Source organism: Micromonospora sp. NPDC000207 (assembly GCF_040300925.1).
Taxonomy (GTDB): Bacteria; Actinomycetota; Actinomycetes; order Mycobacteriales; family Micromonosporaceae; genus Micromonospora.
This window is the reverse complement of sequence record NZ_JBEPEQ010000029.1, coordinates 37,714-52,747: the sequence shown is the minus strand read 5'-3', so window position 1 is coordinate 52,747 and position 15,034 is coordinate 37,714. Positions and strand designations below refer to the sequence as shown.

14 protein-coding genes and 1 tRNA gene are annotated in these 15,034 nt (G+C 69.7%); 7 read left to right on the top strand and 8 right to left on the bottom strand.

All coding sequences use genetic code 11. The features are described from left to right. Window positions 1-417: 417 nt before the first annotated feature. Both ABT336_RS09990 and ABT336_RS09985 read right to left on the bottom strand, forming a co-directional pair. Entirely contained in the window at window positions 418-2,256 is a 1,839-nt protein-coding gene (locus tag ABT336_RS09990; protein ID WP_350896162.1) for a VanW family protein, read from the bottom strand. A gap of 172 nt (window positions 2,257-2,428) precedes the next feature. Continuing rightward, the gene (locus ABT336_RS09985) at window positions 2,429-4,099 is read right to left on the bottom strand and encodes a DUF885 domain-containing protein (protein ID WP_350896158.1); all 1,671 of its coding nucleotides are present in this window, start codon (window positions 4,097-4,099) and stop codon (window positions 2,429-2,431) included. A gap of 216 nt (window positions 4,100-4,315) precedes the next feature. Between ABT336_RS09985 and ABT336_RS09980 the strand changes: the two genes are divergently transcribed. Further along, entirely contained in the window at window positions 4,316-5,314 is a 999-nt protein-coding gene (locus tag ABT336_RS09980; protein WP_350896157.1) for a DMT family transporter, read from the top strand. Here ABT336_RS09980 and ABT336_RS09975 read toward each other — a convergent pair. Then, window positions 5,265-6,332 carry a PHP domain-containing protein gene (locus ABT336_RS09975; RefSeq protein ID WP_350896156.1) on the bottom strand — a complete coding sequence of 356 codons (1,068 nt, stop codon included), beginning with the start codon at window positions 6,330-6,332 and terminating at the stop codon, window positions 5,265-5,267. The genes ABT336_RS09980 and ABT336_RS09975 overlap by 50 nt on opposite strands. A 21-nt stretch (window positions 6,333-6,353) precedes the next feature. Continuing rightward, window positions 6,354-7,097, bottom strand: a complete 744-nt coding sequence (locus tag ABT336_RS09970) for a M23 family metallopeptidase (RefSeq protein ID WP_350896155.1) — start codon at window positions 7,095-7,097, stop codon at window positions 6,354-6,356. Window positions 7,098-7,201: 104 nt separating this feature from the next. Here ABT336_RS09970 and ABT336_RS09965 point away from each other — a divergent pair, with 104 nt between their 5' ends. The 4 genes from ABT336_RS09965 (at window position 7,202) to ABT336_RS09950 (ending at window position 9,045) form a co-directional block, all read left to right on the top strand. Continuing rightward, the gene (locus ABT336_RS09965) at window positions 7,202-7,591 is read left to right on the top strand and encodes a hypothetical protein (RefSeq protein WP_350896154.1); all 390 of its coding nucleotides are present in this window, start codon (window positions 7,202-7,204) and stop codon (window positions 7,589-7,591) included. Between the two features lie 27 nt (window positions 7,592-7,618). Then, window positions 7,619-7,855, top strand: coding sequence for a hypothetical protein (locus tag ABT336_RS09960; RefSeq protein WP_350896153.1), 237 nt, complete (start codon window positions 7,619-7,621; stop codon window positions 7,853-7,855). Between the two features lie 124 nt (window positions 7,856-7,979). Beyond that, window positions 7,980-8,507, top strand: coding sequence for a tRNA adenosine deaminase-associated protein (locus ABT336_RS09955; RefSeq protein ID WP_350896152.1), 528 nt, complete (start codon window positions 7,980-7,982; stop codon window positions 8,505-8,507). Window positions 8,508-8,589: 82 nt separating this feature from the next. Then, window positions 8,590-9,045 carry a nucleoside deaminase gene (locus tag ABT336_RS09950; protein WP_350896161.1) on the top strand — a complete coding sequence of 152 codons (456 nt, stop codon included), beginning with the start codon at window positions 8,590-8,592 and terminating at the stop codon, window positions 9,043-9,045. Window positions 9,046-9,049: 4 nt separating this feature from the next. Here ABT336_RS09950 and deoD read toward each other — a convergent pair whose 3' ends face one another. Next, window positions 9,050-9,757 (bottom strand): purine-nucleoside phosphorylase, encoded by a 708-nt coding sequence (gene deoD, locus ABT336_RS09945; protein WP_350896151.1) that lies wholly within the window; start codon window positions 9,755-9,757, stop codon window positions 9,050-9,052. A 75-nt stretch (window positions 9,758-9,832) separates the two neighbouring features. Here deoD and ABT336_RS09940 point away from each other — a divergent pair. Then, window positions 9,833-9,919 (top strand) — tRNA-Ser (locus ABT336_RS09940). 74 nt (window positions 9,920-9,993) lie between these two features. Here ABT336_RS09940 and ABT336_RS09935 read toward each other — a convergent pair. The 3 genes from ABT336_RS09935 to ABT336_RS09925 all read right to left on the bottom strand — a co-directional run bounded on the left by ABT336_RS09935 (window position 9,994) and on the right by ABT336_RS09925 (window position 13,108). Next, a complete protein-coding gene (locus tag ABT336_RS09935; RefSeq protein ID WP_350896150.1) occupies window positions 9,994-10,950 on the bottom strand; it encodes a hypothetical protein in 957 nt (318 codons plus the stop codon). Window positions 10,951-10,959: 9 nt separating this feature from the next. Beyond that, window positions 10,960-12,060: a hypothetical protein gene (locus ABT336_RS09930; RefSeq protein WP_350896149.1), complete on the bottom strand. Its 1,101-nt coding sequence runs from the start codon at window positions 12,058-12,060 to the stop codon at window positions 10,960-10,962. A 163-nt stretch (window positions 12,061-12,223) separates the two neighbouring features. Next, on the bottom strand, window positions 12,224-13,108 hold the full coding sequence (locus tag ABT336_RS09925; RefSeq protein WP_350896148.1) for a DUF4231 domain-containing protein: 885 nt from the start codon (window positions 13,106-13,108) through the stop codon (window positions 12,224-12,226). Between the two features lie 189 nt (window positions 13,109-13,297). Here ABT336_RS09925 and ABT336_RS09920 point away from each other — a divergent pair, with 189 nt between their 5' ends. Next, complete coding sequence (locus ABT336_RS09920) at window positions 13,298-14,959, top strand: hypothetical protein (RefSeq protein ID WP_502891145.1); 1,662 nt, start codon at window positions 13,298-13,300, stop codon at window positions 14,957-14,959. The last annotated feature ends 75 nt before the right edge of the window (window positions 14,960-15,034 follow it).

The window sequence follows — 15,034 nt, the reverse complement described above, 5'->3', positions numbered from 1 at the left end:
GCCACGCGGCCCACGGGCCACGCGGGCCACGCGGGCCACGCGGCTCAGGGACTGGCCGCACGGGCCACGGACGGGCCGCACGGGCCACGCGGGCCAGGGGCCACGGACTGGGCGCACGGGCCACGGGCCACGGACTGGCCGCCACGGAGGGCCGGGCGACCGGACCCGGGCTGCCCCGCGGTCCGGGCTGCAGCCCGCCCGCACGGAGGGCCGGCCACCCAGCCCCGGTCCGGTGGCCTCCCAGCCCCTGGGTCCCCGGGTGGCCCCACGAGGGCCACAACCGTCTCAGCGCTGGGGCCTCTCCGAGGGCCGAGGTCTCGACGGGGTGAGGCCCCGCCGGCACAGGCTGCCGGCGGGGCCTCGGGGCTGCGGGGTGGCGCAGTCGTGGTGCAGTTGGGGTGCAGTTGGGTGCGGGGGTCAGGAGTTGGGGTTCCGGCCGCAGATGAAGCGCGGTTCGGCGTCGTACCGCCAGCTGAACTTCTCTCGCTTGACGACCTTGCCGTCCTTCTTGATGACCCGGAAGGCGTCCTGGGCGAAGCCGTCGATGCCGTTGGCGGGGATGCAGGACGGGCCGGGCTCGAGGTAGACGGTCTTCGGTTTGGTGATGTCCCGCCGGGGGCCGTACTCGGTTTTCACACTGTCGTAGATCTTGGTGCTCCAGATCGAAACGGTGATCGAGTTTCCGGTGTACGAGGTGTCGATGAGGACCCCGTACTTGGTGTTGTTGCGGAACTTGAAGTCCAGGTGTGGCCAGAAGATTGTCGACTCGATGACCGCCGGGTACCGGCTGAACCAGTACGAGTGCGGTTTGTGCTCGACGTCCTCCAGCCCGGCGTAGTAGGTGGCGTTGAACAGGGTGGTGGTGAACTGGGAGGTGCCGCCACCGACGCCGGGAACGAGCTTGCCGTCCATGATGACGGGGGCGTCGTGGTAGCCCTGGGCGTAGCTGCGCTCGCCGGTGTGCCCGTTGAGGGAGAACGTCTCACCGGGCAGCACCACCGTCCCGTCGACGTCCTTGGCGATCTGCACGATGTTCTTGCTGCGTGGGGAGCCCAGGCCGCCTGTGAAGTTGGTGGTGAAGGTGGAGACCTTCTCCTTGATGCCCAGCTCCGCGATCTTCTCGGGGGTCACCTCCGGCTGCACCGGCTTCAGGTCGACCGAGACGGTACGCCCGTCCGCCTTCGGCAGGACCGCGAGCAGATCCTTGCCGAGGGTGCCGGTGTCGAGCTGCTGACCGGGACGGCCCCTGTCGACCACCTTCGGCTTGTTCGCGGTGACCGCCATCCGGGCGTTACGGGGGCTCACCTCGACCGAGGCGAGTTTGCCGCCCATGGCGTTGCGCAGCCGCTTCACGTCGACCTTCGCGGTCAGCTTGCCGGCCTTGTCGCTGGTGAACCGCAGGCTCTTGGCGATCGCTGCGGGTGGGATGCGTACCGAGCCCTCGTCGGTGCGGAGGGTCACCGGTTTGGCGACCGCAGGCCGGGCCAGTTGGTCGACCATCTGGTCGACCTCCTCGGCCGTGGTCGCCGGGTGCTTCTCGACGAGCGGGACGGTCACCGGTTGCCCGGCCAGCCACCCGGCGCGGACGGCCTCGACGGAACGCTGCTTGTCCAGGGTGAGGCTGGGCTCGGGGTGTCGGGGCCGGGGCGTGGTGCCCTTCCAGCTGATCGCCGGCATCGTCATCTTCCGGCCCTGCTTGCCGAGCACCTTCTTCAGGGCGGCGTCGAGCCGGTCCGGGTCCACCGTCACCACCGGTTCGACCGAGCGGGAGCCGACGAGGCGACTGACAGCGGGCGCGTCGGCGTCGGCGGCGGCGGCGACAGTGGCGTCGACGTCGACCGTCAGCCCGACGTCGGCCGGGTCGATGTCGGCGGTGTTCTCGCCGACCACCACTCTGAGCGGGGAGTTGAGGGTGCCGGATCGGCGGTCCAGCTCGGCCCGCAGCTCACCGGCGGCCTCCGTCTTGCTCCGCCCGCCGACCTCCGTACCGAGGACTGTGGTGCCCCGGGGCACGTCTCCGCGGTACGCGTAGACCCCGGTTCCGACGGCGGCGGCCAGGACGGCTGTGGTGACCCCGCCGACGACAAGGAGGCGTCGACGTCGTGCGGAGGACGTACCGCCGCCGGGTCCACCGGCGGGTGGCTTCGGCGGCCCGGCGGGCCCGTCGCCGACCGGCCAGTTGACCGCGGTGACCTGCACGGTTGGCCGGTCGTCGGCGGCAGGCGAGGGCGGTTCACCGTACAGAGTCAAGGTCACCTCGATCGGGACGTGCCGCATGGGCGGAGCGTTCCCCCATGAAGACAACTACGGTAACGAACCGTCGGCCGTCGCGGCATCCGCCGTCCCGCTCCGGCGCCCACGATGGGGGTATCCGGGCTGTTTTGGTGTGGGGGACGGCTCGCCTCTGCGCTGCCGGCGTGACGGTGAGTCAGAGCCGGTCGAGCGCCTGACGCAGCGGGTCGAGCCCGAGCGGCCCCAGGTCCAGTGCCTGCTGGTGGAAGCGCTTGAGGTCGAAGTCGGGACCCTTGCGTACCTTGGCGTCCTCGCGGGCCTGGAGCCAGATCCGCTCACCCACCTTGTACGCCGGAGCCTGCCCCGGCCAGCCCAGGTAGCGGTTGAGCTCGAACCGGAGGTTCTCCTCCGGCACCCGGCAGTGCGCCCGCATGAACTCCCAGCCCAGCTCCGGCGTCCACCGCTCGCCGGGGTGGAAGTCGAAGGGGTTGTCCTTCGGGATGGTCAGCTCCAGGTGCATGCCGATGTCGACGATCACCCGGGCGGCACGGAGGGCCTGGCCGTCGAGCATGCCGAGCTTCTCGCCCGGCTCCTCCAGGTAGCCCAACTCCTCCATCAGCCGCTCCGCGTAGAGCGCCCACCCCTCGGCGTGCCCCGAGGAGAAGCAGAGCAGCCGCTGCCACCGGTTGAGCAGGTCGGCGCGGACCGCCGTCTGCCCGATCTGGAGGTGGTGACCCGGGACGCCCTCGTGGAAGACGGTGGTCACCTCCCGCCAGGTGGAGAAGCTGGTGATCCCGGTCGGGACGGCCCACCACATCCGTCCGGGACGGGAGAAGTCCTCGCTGGGGCCGGTGTAGTAGATCGCCCCGTCGCTGGTCGGGGCGAGGTGGCACTCGATCCGGTGGATCTGCTCGGGGATGTCGAAGTGGCTTCCGTTCAGGTCGGTGACCGTCCGGTCGGCCAGCTCCTGCATCCAGTCCCGGAACGCCTCCTTGCCGTGCACCGTCCGGGCCGGGTCGCCGTCGAGCACGGCGACGGCCTCGTCGGTGGTGGCGCCCGGCCCCGCGATGCGGCTGGAGACGACGCGCATGTCGGCCTCCAGGCGGGCCAGTTCGTCGAACCCCCAGGCGTACGTCTCGTCGAGGTCGACCCGGGCGCCGAGGAAGTACTGCGAGGCCAGTTCGTACCGGTCCCGCCCGGCGGCCTGCTTGTCCCGGCCCCGTGGTGCCAACTCGGTACGCAGGAACCGGCTGAACTCGGCGGTGGCGGCGGTCGCCGCTGCTGCTCCCCGGCGGAGTTCCGCGCCGATGGTCCCCTCGGCGGCGAGCCGCTCGACCAGTCCGTGGAAGAAGTTGTCGCCGGCCGGGTCGGTCCAGACGTCGCACTGCTTGGCGACCTCGGTGATCTGCACCTGGGAGCTGACCTGTCCGGCGGCTGCCGCCTCGCGCAGCGTGGTCTTGTAGCCATCGAGCGCCCCGGCGAACCGGTTGAGTCGGGCGGCGATGTTGGCCTGCGCCTCGACCCCCTCCGTCGGCATCAGGTCGAAGACCATCCGCATCTCGTGGAGGGGGCTGGTGATGACGTTGATCTCGCTGGACGCCTCGCCGGTGTCGAACCGGGCCAGTTGCAGGCCGAGTCGTTCCTGCATGGCCTCCTTGGCGGTCCGCTCCCGCTCCGTCTCGGGTTCGGTGGCGTCGAGGTCGGCGAGGGTGCGCCGGGTGAGGTCGGCCTGGGTCGCGAAACCGGCCGGGGTCAGGTCGTCGAGCCGGTCGTCGTAGCCGGCGACACCGACGTACGTGGCACCGACGGGGTTGACTGCGGCCCAGTCGTCCACGTACCGGTTGGCGAGGTCATCGATTCGTCCCACCAGGCGACCCTACGTGACCGGGCGGCCAGGTTGTCGACCCTGTTCGGCGGGTTCGGGATACCTGCTCGGCCAGACTTGCGGGCAGTCGGACACGGGGTCGGGCGGGTCGGGGAGAACCCGCCCGACTCCTACTGTCCGTAGTCGATGTGTAACTGGCCACTGTGCCCGCCGGACCGGCGACAACCGCCCGGTGCGGGGCGCACAGTGTCCACTGTGATGTCATCGATCGCTGCCGGTGGAACCAGCCGGCGGGCCTGGCTTCCAGGTTTCGTCGTCCTCGCCGCCATCTGGGGCTCGGGCTACCTCTTCATCAAGATCGGCGTCGGGGAACTGCACCCGGTTCACCTGTCCGCCTACCGGCTCGCCACCGCCGCCGTGGCAATGCTGGTCCTGCTGGCCGTACTCCGGGACCGACTGCCCACCGACCCCCGCACCTGGCTGCACCTCACCGTCGTGGCGATGTTCCAGCTGGTGCTGCCCCTGCCGTTGCTCGCCTACAGCGAGCAGCGGATCGATTCGCTGCTCGCGGCGATCTGGAACGCCACCAGCCCACTCGTCGTGCTGCCGATGGCGGTGCTGCTGTTTCGCACGGAACGGCTGGACCCCCGGCGGGCGGTCGGGCTGGGGGTGGGCTTCGCCGGGGTGCTCGTGGTGCTCGGGGTGTGGCAGGGCGTCGGCGGGGCGCACCTGACAGGTCAACTGCTCGCCTTCGCGGCGGCGGCCTGCTTCGGCTTCGCGATCCCCTACCAGCGGCGTTTCCTCGCCGACAGTACGCACAGCGAACTGTCCCTGACGGCGGGCCAGCTGCTGGTCGGAGCGGTGCTGATGGCCCTGCTCGTGCCGACGGGGGGTACGCCACCGGCACCGACCCGACTGTCGGTGGAGGTGCTGGCCAGTGTGCTGGTGCTGGGCGTGTTCGCCACCGGTTTCGCCTTCGTGCTGAACATGCGCCTGATCCGGCAGGTCGGGGCCAGTCTCGCCGCGTCGGTGATGTACGTGATCCCGATCTTCGCCGTCGTGGCCGGTGTCCTGTTCCTCGACGAGAGGCTGACCTGGTACCAGCCGGTCGGCGCCCTCGTCGTCCTGGTCGGGGTGATGATCATCCAGGGTGGGGCCGTCCGGTGGCGACGGGTCCGGTCGAGTCTGCCGAGCGCGGGCGACGTGGTCAGTGTCGCAGTGCCCACTCCGTCAGTCGGTCCGCCGGCCACGAGTTGACCACCCGCTCGGCGGGCACCCCGCAACGGGCCGCCCGCTCGCAGCCGTACCGCTGCCAGTCGAGCTGACCGGGGGCGTGCGCGTCGGTGTCGATAGCGAACCGGCAGCCCGCCTCCAGGGCCCGACGGATCAACCGCTTCGGGGGGTCCTGCCGCTCCGGGCGTGAGTTGATCTCGACGGCCTTGTCGTGTTCGGCGCACGCGGCGAAGACCGCGTCCGCGTCGAAGTCGCTCTCCTTCCGCGTACGGCCCCGGTGACCTCGGTCCCCGGGGCCGACCACCCCGGCGGGTCGGGACGACACCATCCGTCCGGTGCAGTGGCCGAGGATGTCCAGGTGCGGGTTGGCGATCGCGGTCACCATCCGCCGGGTCATCTTCGACGGTTCGTCGTTCAGGCCGCTGTGCACCGACCCGACCACCACGTCGAGGCAGGCCAGCAGCTCCTCGTCCTGGTCGAGGGAGCCGTCGGCGAGGATGTCCACCTCGATGCCGGTGAGGATCCGGAACCCCTGCGGCAGTTCGGCGTTGAGCCGCGCCACGTGGTCGAGTTGGCGGCGGAGCCGGTCCGCGGTCAACCCCCGGGCCACCTTCAGCCGGGGCGAATGGTCGGTGAGAACCAGGTACTCGTGGCCCAACTCCACGGCGGCGAGCGCCATCTCCTCGATCGGGGAACCCCCGTCGGACCAGTCCGAATGGGTGTGGCAGTCGCCGCGCAGCGCCGCCCGTAGCGCAGTCGCCTCGGCGTCCAGATCGAGCCCCTCGGTGGCCAGGAGGCGACGCAGGTAGACCGGCTCCGCACCTTCGAGGGACTCCGTCACGCACCGGGCCGTCACGTCGCCCACCCCCGGCAGCTCGGTCAACCGGCCGTTCCGGGCCCGCTCGGCGACGTCGGTGGCGGACAGCGCGGAGAGCGCTGCGGCGGCGGACCGGAACGCGCGTACCCGGTAGGTCGCCTCGTTGGCCCGTTCCAGCAGGAAGGCGATTCGGCGCAGGTCGGCGATGGGATCCCGGTCGCTCACGGATCCGAATCTACGCCCGGGTCACGGCTCGCGGGGGCAACCGTGCTCACGCTGCCACCGGTTCACCTCGGCGGCCGGTGCCCGGTTGTTGCCCCGACGCCACGAGTCGAGGTACTTCGCCGGCCACACCACGCCCCGCCGGATCCACCAGTCGTCCTTGCCATTGCACGGCGGGGAGATGCCGAAGTGCACGTGGCACACGTTGTTGGCGTTGCCGGTCCGACCGACCCGGCCGAGCTGCTGGCCGGCGCGGACCCGGCTGCCCTCGTCGATGCCGGTGGCGATCACGCTCAGGTGGGAGCCGTAGTACCGGACGCCGTCGTCACCGCGCAGCGACACCGACAGACCACCGTTGTACGGCCCCTGCGGCCCCCGCTTCTCGTAGCGGTCCACCCGGCTGACCTCCAGGACCACCCCGTCGGTGACGGCGACGAAGGGCTCCCCGCAGTCGGCGAACAGGTCGGTTCCCGGGTACGCCGAATGGGTCGGGTGGTAGTCGACGACGTCGGCGCGTACCGGGAAGACATGCCGCAGGCCCGACCTCGTGGCCGAGGGGGACGGGGTGCCGGACGGACCCGTCGGGGCGGCTTCCGTCGGACCCCCGGGGGCGGGCTGGTCGGCGGTGAGTGGTGCCGAGGGGGTGCCGGGCTGGGACTGCGGGACCTCCCGGCTGGTCGCGCAGCCGGCAGCCACCGTCACCACCGCGAGGAGCAACACCGGGTACACCGACCGGGTACGGCGGTGGACGACGGAAGACTGGCGCATCCGGTCATCCTGGCAGACAGCTACCGTGGACCGGGGTCTCGTGGACGTCGAATCGTTCGCGTGTCCCGGTGACCAGGGCGGCGACGGCACGAGGAGCGACCGCGATGACCCACCCGGCTTTCCGCCCCGATCCGACGGCAGGCGGCGTACGCCCCGGACCGCGTACCCCGTCGGGGTTGTTCCCGTCGGCACCACCGTCGCGCCCGAGTTACCGCGAACCGCACCAGGTCACCGGCAGCGGGGTCGCCGCCGGGGGTGCCATGGCCGCCGCCTGGCTGGTGCTGTTCGGCCTGCTCGGCTCGGACCTGGCCGGCTATGCCCGGTGGACGTCGCTCGCCTGCGTCCTGGCCTGGCTGGCCGCACTCCTGCTGGTCAGGTTCGGTGACCGGGGCGTGGCCACCGGAATAGCGATAGTCACCTCCGGCGGATGGAGCATCGCCGGTGCGGTGGTGGCGCTGCGCTGGTCGGGTACCGGAGACTGGCCGTTGTGGTGAGTCGGGCTCGCTCACAGTGGTTCTCCGGTGGCCCTCGGCGGCGTCGGGAACATCGTCTTGACGTACCGCCGGGACTGGGCGACCCTCGGGATTATGGCCTGGACCACTCCGCGGCTCGACCCCGACGACCGTAGCCGCCGCCGCCTCCAACTCCTCGCCGAGTTGGCCGGGGCCAGAGCGGCCCGCCAGCGGGAGAAGCCCCAGCGGAGCCGCTCGGCACAGCTCCGACAGCTGATCGCCATCCGGCGTCGGGTCGTCGGCTGACCCGTCCCCGTCCATCCGTTTCCGCAGCTTTACCCACGCTATCGGGGAGTTGACGAGCCGCCCGCCGACCTGACCGGTTACCGTGCACGCGTACGAGTCGGCGTGGGGAAATCTTGGGGGGACCGTGTCGTACTTCGCTGCGGCAGTGGTACGTGACGACAGCGGCTGGACCGCTGCCGAGGTCAGCCTGCGTGGCGCCACCGATGTCGACGAGGTGGCCGAACGCCTCCGGGACGTCGACCCGGACGCCGACCTTTCCCTGCTCTTCGTCGAGGCCGACGACGCCTACCTGGTGGTCCTGCGCCTGGACCAGGGCGAGGACCTGCGGATCTTCGGCTCCGACTCGGCGTTCGCGGAGGAGTCCCGGCTGGGCGCGATGCTCGTCGGTGACCTGAAGACCTCCGTCACCGGACTTGAGGACGTCGACGAGCCCCGACCGACGTCCCACGGGGACGACGACAACGAGCAGCCCGCCGTCGACCCGGAGGCCGATCCGGTGGGCGAGGCGGACCTCCTCGCCGACCTGGGTGTCTCCGCGCAGCGGCTGCTGGCCCTCTGCGCCCACGAGGGGATGCTGCCGGCCGACGTCACGGTCGAGGTGTGCCAGGTGCTGGGCTGCGCCGACGAGGTCGAGGACCTGCGTGAGGTCTGACCCCGGTCGGGGTGGGCCGGGTGCCAGCGAGGGGCTCGCCGGGCCACCCGACGTGGGCCGTCGGCAGCGGCACGAACGCTGGATGCGACGGGCCCTGGAGGTCGCCGTCACCGGCCCCGACGTGGGCGCGGACGAACCCCGGGTCGCCGTCGCGGGCGAGGACGTGCCGGTCGGGGCGGTGGTCTACGGTCCCGACGGCACCGAGGTGGCAGTCGGACGCAACGAGCGGGAGGCGACAGGCGACCCCACCGCCCACGCCGAGGTCCTGGCGCTGCGCCGGGCGGCGGCCCGGTTCGGCCGGTGGCGACTGGACGACTGCACCCTCGTGGTGACCCTGGAACCCTGCACCATGTGCGCGGGGGCGCTGGTGCTGGCCCGGATCTCGACAGTGGTCTTCGGGGCCTGGGAACCGAAGACGGGGGCCGTCGGCTCCCTCTGGGACGTGGTGCGGGACCGCCGGCTCAATCACCGCCCCGAGGTCTACGGCGGGGTCCTGGAGACCGAGAACGCGGCGGTCCTGCGCGCCTTCTTCCGCTGACGGGTCAGGCGACGATGGTGTCGAGGGCGATCTCCACCATCTGACCGAAGCCCTGCTCCCGCTCCTGGGCGGTGGACTTCTCACCGGTCTTGATCTGGTCGCTGACGGTCAGCACCGTCAGCGCCCGCGCCCGGTACCGGGCGGCGATGGTGTAGAGGGCCGCCGACTCCATCTCCACCGCCAGGACGCCGTAGTCGGCGAGCGTGTCGTACAGGTCGGGGCGGTCGGTGTAGAAGGCGTCCGCCGCCAGGACCGGTCCGACCCGCATGGCGACGCCGCGCCGCTCCGCCACCTCGACCGAGGTACGCAGCAACCCGAAGTCGGCGACCGGGGCGTAGTCGATCAGCCCGTCGAAGCGCATCCGGTTCATGTTCGAGTCGGTCGACGACCCGCTCGCCGCCAACACGTCCCGCAGGTGGAGATCCTCGGTCAGCGCCCCGCAGGAGCCGACCCGGATCAGGCTCTTCACGCCGTACTCGTTGATCAGTTCGTGGGCGTAGATGCTCGCCGACGGCATCCCCATCCCGGAACCCTGGACGGAGACGTCCACCCCGTTCCAGCGGCCGGTGAACCCGAGCATCCCCCGGACTGTCGAGTAGCAGGTCGCGTCCTCCAGGTAGGTTTCCGCGATCCACTTGGCCCGCAGGGGGTCACCCGGCATCAGGACCCGCTCGGCGATCTCTCCCGGCTTCGCGCCGATGTGCGTACTCATGGCCACGATCCTGCCAGGCCGTGGGTGGGGATACCGGTTCGGCGTCCGTACGGGTCCTGCTGTAGCCTTCTCGGCGGTGGTGTGTCCGAGTGGCCTAAGGAGCACGCCTCGAAAGCGTGTGAGGGTTTACGCCCTCCGCGGGTTCAAATCCCGCCACCACCGCTCGTGAGATGCGAGAACGCCCGGTCGGGTCCGTCAGGACCCACCGGGCGTTCTGCTTTGTGGTCTCAGGGTCGTCAGCCCCGGTCCAACCCCTGGCCTTTGCCCTGCACGTCTGACGTGCTTGTGGTCCTGAAACCTCGGTAGGCATCCATGAGACTCGCAATATAGCCAGGAGCCAACTCCCGAATGAAATCCTCGTCGAGTGCGCCGGCGAGCGAGGTGACGGCCAACTCGACACCGCGACTCCGTCCAGTCCCGAACAGTTTTTCCAGCCGCTGAACGCCTTGAATCACGCTGGGTCCAGCCAGTTTGTCCTGAGCGATGTTCGCGAGCCGAGCGCCGACCGCATCCGGGGGTGTCGGACTTCGCATCAAGCGAACGACATCGCCGGCGTCCTTCGCCTTCACGCGGTGGGGCTTGTCTCGCTGCTCGTCGGCCAGACGTTCAGCAAGCTTGTGGGCTTTCGCCACGAGAAGGGCACCGGGACCCGCCACGCGGATGGTTGCAGTTCTCATGTCCTGGTCCGGCTCCAGACTGGCGATCGTTCTCTCGGTGTTGTCAAATAGGCATGGCTCGAGACCGGGCGTCCATCGAGTCGCGTTCTTGCCGTGGTCTGGCAGGCGGGCGTCCCGCTTGCCCCGCAGGGGGGCGAACGCCTCGGGGACGAGTAGGTCGACAGGGACGGGGACCTGGAGATGGTCTACCTGCGTAGTCGCGATCCATGTCCCAGGCTCGATTCCCCCGCTGTTTTTCTCCTTCAGGGTGAAGCCGGCCTCCGTCATCGCTTCAGCGATGCGAGGGTCGGCACCTAGGCGCCCGGGGTCGATGCCCAGGTCAGCGTCGGTCGTGAAGGGCGCGACCGTGATCTCGAGATCAGCTTCACCCACCTGCAGGTAAATCGCCTGTGCGCCAACGAGGATGACAGCGCCGAGGTGGTCGTCCAGTGCTTCCAGCGCGTCGAGTAGGACACGGCGTGCTGCGACGTAGAGCGGGTCCGCGGCATCGACGTGAAGCGATTCAGTAGCGGTCACGCCAAGAGGTTAATCACGTTTTGGCAGCTCCGGTCTACGCCAGGCCGTCTGGTTTCGGATCATCCACTCCACGAGCGCCTCACCCTCCTCGGGCATGCGTCCGTTGCCGGCCAGGCAATCCAAGGCAGCCTGTGATACTCCTACGTGGAACGCGCCTTGGTCGGCCTGGCGCGCCCGTTCAAGCTGGGACTCGTCGGCAGCATCCAACAGCACGACGTTGGCGCTCTGCCGTGCAGGCATCAGTTCATACCGTTGCGCGAAATCCTGGGCGTTGGGCACGTACAGGGCCAGTTGTGCAGGTGCGGCGAGGTGAACGAACTCACTTGCAGCGAAAGAACCGGTGACCACGGCTTGATCGTCCTGCACCTTGGCAAGCTGGCGGTAAACGTGCCTTGGACCGCTTCGTGAGATGTAGCCACGCCCCCGGTTCGTCTTGAACATGTCGTACAGGGCGGCACGGGCCCGTAGGAGGTTCGGCCAATCGACCGACGTCACAACTTTGCTTCCGGGTGGCCGTCCGATGAGCCGCTCCCCGTCCAGGGTCTCCAACGCCCGCGACACGTAGGCGTTGCTCAGTCGAGCGGCTCGGGCCAACTCCACCATCCGGTAGGGCGGCTCGTAGTCCACCAACACCCGGATCAGACCGTTGATGCTCGCTCCTTGCAGCCGCACCGGGGGCTTGGCAGGCGGATCGGGGTCCTGTTGGGCGCCCTCGAGGCGGAGGAGGATCGAGGGCCTGGCCACCCTCAGCCGAACATTGCCTGTCAGGTCGAGATAGTTGATGCCGCGTTCGGTAAGCAGGTCACGTGCACGTGAGCTCAGCCATGGTGCCACGACCAGAATGGGTGGATCGCGCATGATTTTGCGGACGAGGGGCGAGATCCCCCCGAGGACTCGGTCGACGTCGCGCGGGGTGAAACGTCGAAACGCCTCCACCAGCAGTTGGGCCGTGTGGTTGGGGGCGGTGATCTCCCACGCGGCATCACGGCCACTGTCAGGCAACGCAGTGGGGTAGGGCTTGAGTTCCAAGCCGCTGTCGCCCTCGTCGAGCAGCGCGCGGAGCGCGTCGAACGCCCGCTCTAGCAAGTCCTGCTCAAAGTTGGTCGCCATGAGCGAAAGTTTGCCACAGGAGGCCGGTTTAGCTGTGATGGGCAAAGCGTGGTTTTTAGCGAAACTTTGCTGACTGCCTTCCCGAAGGAGCGTCGTGGCGGGGCAGGCTCCCTCACCCCCGGCCGGTCGGTCAGGACCCGGCCGGGGCGTCGGCGGGGGCGGGTCACTCCTCGCGTTTGACCTCGGCGGGCTGGTCGAGCTGCTGTTGCCGCTTGTTCTGCTCGTCGCGCAGTCGTTCGACGCTGTCCGCGAAGAGGGTGTACGCCCTCGACTCGTCCATGTTGGCGTACTTGCCGACGCGGAGTTCGACGGCCTCGTACTCCCGCTCGATCGCGTCGGCCGTGTGCTGGGAGTTGAAGGCCCGCTCGTGGTATTTGAAGTATCCGGTGAATCCGGCGGACAGTCCCACTGCGGCACTGGCGGCGACTGTCAACCACCGGGCCTGGCTGAATGCCACCGAGGCGGTGGCGATCGCCGAGGTGGCGACCGAGCCGATGATGATGACGCTCTGGAAACGGTTGTGGATCCGGCGGGTCCTGCCGGCGTCCTCGCGGAACTGTGAGATCAGGTCGGGGACGTCGTCGCGGTAGCGCTTCTGCGCTCGCAGTGCCAGTTCGTCGTCGTTGCCGGTGGCCGTGGCGGTGTCCACTCCGGCCTGGACGCGCCGCCGGACGACGTGCAACTTCTTGATCGCTATCCGGGTCCGCCTCATCCGCTTGTACTGCCAGTACAGCAGGGCCGGTGAGACGATCAGCGACACGGCGAGGCCGACGCACAGGTGGGTGGCGAAACGGGACAGTCCGTCGACGACGGGCAGGAGCGCGGCGGTGGCCGCCGCCAGGAGGACGAGGTTACCGCCGAAGACCCAGGCCACGCCGACCCGGCGCCACAATTGCTGGAGGTGCAGTTTCTCCTCGGCGTCGAGAATGAGGCTGCGAATGTAATCGGGATGCCAGTTCTGACTGTTGTCGTCGACGACCTGGCTCCACCTGTCGTCGATGGAATTTCCAGTTACCCAGCCCCATAGGCGAATCACCCTCGAACGCATGGCGTCACGCTAGGGTTGCCGAAGGTGTCGGGCAACCTCCGGTCGAGTCCGCTAATCGACACTTGCCTTTCGTGCCGTGCTGTGTCGTGGTCCTGGGCGATCGGGTCGGGCGGTTCTGACCGTACGGTCATATGATCTTCGATCTTCTGCTTCTACGCTGTCGTCCGCACAGGGCGAGCGGAGGTTGTGTTGCGCAGAATTGCCGGGGTGTCGGTGCTGGCGGTGTTGGCCGGGCTGGCGGTGAGTGCTCCCGTCCAGGCGGCGAGCGAGTTCCGGACCATCACCAGGGAGGGCGTCGTCCTCCAGTTCCAGCGGGTGGCGAAGGCGACCACCCCGATGAAGGGGACGGGTGCGACCCGCTCCGACTTCGACGGCGACGGGGTCGACGACATCGCCGTCTCCAGCAGGACCCACACCTTCACGGGTCCCCGTTACGCCTCGGGGGTGGTGGTCGTGAGGTACTCGTCGGCCCCACAGGTCGACTACTTCATCGGCGCCCTGGTGGCGACACCCGAGGTCAGCGGCGGATCCCTGGGTGACGCCCTGGTCGCCGGGGACTTCAACGCAGACGGGTACGACGACCTGGCCATCGGTGACTCCGACGAGGTCGACCCGGGTAACAGGACCCGCGCCGGCGGGGTCTGGGTAGTGCCGGGCAGCCGCAACGGGCTGGTCCTCGACGCGGCGAAGCACTTCAACCAGAGTTCCCCCGGGGTGCCCGGGGCGGCGGAGAACTACGACTGGTTCGGGAACGCCCTGGCCGCCGGGGACATCAACGGCGACGGCCGGGACGACCTCGCGATCGGGGCCGCAGGCGAGGCGATCGGGACGAAGGACCGGGCCGGGGCGGTCACCGTCCTCTACGGCGGTACGACGGGTCTCACCGCCACCGGAGCCCAGCAGTTCCACCAGGACCAGGCCGCCGTCCCGGGCTCGGCGGAACGCAACGACCAGTTCGGTCGTACCCTCGCGATCGGGAAGTTCAACAAGGACCGGTACGCGGACCTGGTCATCGGCGCGCCCTGGGAGAACGACGGCGACGTGCCCACCCCGGGCAGCGGGATGGTCACCCTGATGTGGGGCGCCGCCTCAGGGGTACGCACCACCGGCGCCACCTCCGTCACCGGTGGGGCGTTGCAGAAGGCCACCGGACGCCAGGACAACTACGTCTGGTACCTGGGGGAGAGCCTCGCCGCCGGTGACGTCGACGGTGACGGCCTCGCCGAGGTGATCGCCGGTGCCCCGCGTTCCCAGACGCCGCACCTCTACGGCGGTCTCGTCGTGGCCTTCACCGGCCGGTCCGGCGGCCTGTCGAACAAGGCGGTCCGGATCATCGGACAGCGGACCGCCGGGGTGCCGGGCGACCCGGAGTACAACGACCAGTTCGGCGGCACGCTCGCGGTCGGGGACGTGACCGGCGACGGCCGGGCCGACGTGCTGGTCGGATCGCCGGGCGAGGCGATCGGCAAGACCACCGAGGCGGGAATGGTCACCCTCCTCAAGGGCTCGGCCTCCGGGCTCACCGGCAGCGGCGCCCAGGGCTTCGACCAGGGACACTCGGTGGTTCCGGGGGCACCGGAGAAGGACGACAGGTTCGGGTCCGCAGTGGCGCTGCTCAACCTCAACGGCACCGGCGGGCTGGACGCGATCGTGACGGCGAACAACGAGGAGGTCGCCGGGGACACCAAGGGGTACGGCTCCGGGATGGTGGCCGTCTTCCACGGCGCGAAGACGGGGTTGGTGCCGAAGACCACCTCGTGGAGCGGCCGGTCCCTGAACACCGACCGGATGGTCCTCCAGACCTACGGCTCCCGGGTCGTCGCCCCGAACAGCGGCGGCCTCTGGTACTGACGACGCAGACACACGGGAACGCCCGCCCGGTCCACTGACCGACCGGGCGTTCCCCGTTCATGCCTGCCGCCTCGG